Raw genomic sequence first — 2440 nt, forward strand, 5'->3', positions numbered from 1 at the left:
GTATACAATCACACCAAGTGGTAAAGCTGAACAAGGAAACTACTCAGTAACTTACGTAGCTGGAACATTGACAATCACAAGTCAATCAATTGATCCAGGTACAAATCCAGAAAAACCAAATCCAGACTATACAGGTGCTAAGGTAAATAGTCCTAAGGATGCAGTATACGATGGTAATGAACACAAGTGGATCCCTACAGTAACAGATAAGGCTGATAAGAAATTAGAAGCTGGTAAAGATTACACAGTAGAATACTCAACTAAGAATTTCAAAGATGTAGGAACTATTAAAGTAACTATTACTGGTAAAGGTAACTACACTGGAACAGTAACACGTACTTATAAGATCACTCCTAAGAGTGTGACGGTAACAGCTGAAGACAAGACAAAGGTATTTGGAGAAGCAGATCCTAAGTTGACGGCAAAAGTAGCTGGAACTCTTGGAAATGATACAGTTGAATACACATTGTCAAGAGAAACTGGAGAAGCTGCTGGTAAGTATGAAATCACAGTAAAAGGTGATAAACTACAAGGCAACTACTCAGTAACTTACGTAGCTGGAACATTGACAATCACAAGTCAGTCAATTGATCCAGGTACAGATCCAGAAAAACCAAATCCAGACTATACAGGTGCTAAGGTAAATAGTCCAAGTGATAAAGTTTATGATGGTAAGGAACACAAGTGGATCCCTACAGTAACGGATAAGGCTGATAAGAAATTAGAAGCTGGTACAGATTACACAGTAGAATACTCAACTAAGAATTTCAAAGATGTAGGAACTGTTGAAGTAACTATTACAGGTATTGGTAACTACAGTGGAACTGTTAAACGTTCTTATAAAGTAACTCCTAAGGAATATACAGTAACTACTGAAAGTGCAACTAAGACTTATTCTGGTACTGCATTAACAGCTGGTGGTAAGGTAGAGGGTATTGTTTCTGGTGAAACAGTCGAATTTACTACTACTGGTAGTCAGACTGAAGTGGGTACTTCTAAGAATACTTATGAATTAGTATGGAAGTCTGCTAAGGCTACTAACTATACATTGGCTAAGGAATCTATTGGTAAATTAACTGTTAAGGCTAAGTCAATCGTTCCTGATGAAAGGATACTCCTGAATCAGAAAAGACTGGTATTACAGTAAATGAACCAAGTGATTCTAAGTATGATGGTAAGGAACATAAAGAAGTATTAACTGTAACAGATACTAAGACTGGTAAAGAATTAGTGGCTGGAACAGATTACTCAGTAACTTACAGTTCAGATCTAGTAAATGTTGGTACAGTGACAATTAAGGTTGCTGGATTAGGTAACTATACTGGATCATTCACTAAGACTTATAAGATTACTAAGCGTTCTGTAACATTGACAAGTGCTACAGTAAGCAAGGTATATGATGGTAGTGCATTAACGAATACTTCTATCACAGTCAGTGGTGATGGATTCGTAGAGGGTGAAGGTGCTTCTTATGAGGTAACTGGAACTCAGACAGAGGTTGGAAATAGTGCTAACTCATTCGAATACAAATTGAATGAAAATACATTAGCTTCTAACTATAACATTACTAAGGTTGTTGGTACATTAACAATTACATCAGCTCCTGCTCCTGTAACTCCAGCAACACCAAGTACACCAAGTACACCAAGTAGTACAACTAGTACAACGCCTCGTACTCCAAGTGCTCCTCAGGTAACGACTCCTGTTGAAACAGTTGAAAAAGAGACAACTCCTAAGGCTGAACCTAAGAAAGAAGAAAAGGTTGAAGAAGAGTATACGCCTAAGGCATCACCTCAGTACTATTGGGCATTAATCAACTTGATTTGTGCAATCTTAACAGTATTATTCGGATTATTATTGTTGATCTCTAAACGTCATAAAGATGAAGATGATGACGAAGAAGATGATGAAACTAAAGATCAAACAACTACAAATGATGATGAAGATAAAGAACAAGAAAAGAAACGTGGATTATTCACTCGCGTACTTGCTGTTCTAATCGCAATCGTATCTGTTGTATTCTTCCTAGTAACTGAAGACTTAAGTCTTCCTTGGACTTGGACAGATCAATGGACAATTTGGATGGTTGTTATTGGATTCGTACAAATCGTAGTATTCTTCGTAGGACGTAAATGGAAAAACGTTGATAATGACGATGAAGACGAAGAAGCACAACAAGCTTAACAAAGTTAATAACACAAAAGGAGTAGCCTCGTGCTACTCCTTTACCGTCCAATACCCATTTTGATTGGCGCAATAAATTGGCGCAATAAATTTGGATGGGGTTAGGTGAATTTGCTCTCCAAGAATTTAAGGGGCGGCATATACCCCAAAACGGTTTATAGCTAATTTTGGGCTCGGGCAACATTTTAGTTGTCCGAGTTCTTTTCGTATTATGAAACCAGGAAGAAAAGTATTCTGGTTAATATAGAATTGTATA

General features: G+C 37.3%; 2 protein-coding genes. Both read left to right on the forward strand.

Features of this window, described 5'->3' with window-relative positions; genetic code table 11:
* On the forward strand, window positions 1-1147 hold a 1147-nt coding region (locus tag NE544_RS11890; RefSeq protein ID WP_305145742.1), incomplete at its 5' end, for an MBG domain-containing protein.
* 83 nt (window positions 1148-1230) lie between these two features.
* A complete protein-coding gene (locus tag NE544_RS11895) occupies window positions 1231-2184 on the forward strand; it encodes a hypothetical protein (protein ID WP_256269484.1) in 954 nt (317 codons plus the stop codon).
* Window positions 2185-2440 lie beyond the last annotated feature (256 nt).

Source organism: Holdemanella sp. MSK.7.32 (assembly GCF_024460475.1).
In the GTDB taxonomy this organism is placed as follows: Bacteria; Bacillota_I; Bacilli_A; order Erysipelotrichales; family Erysipelotrichaceae; genus Holdemanella.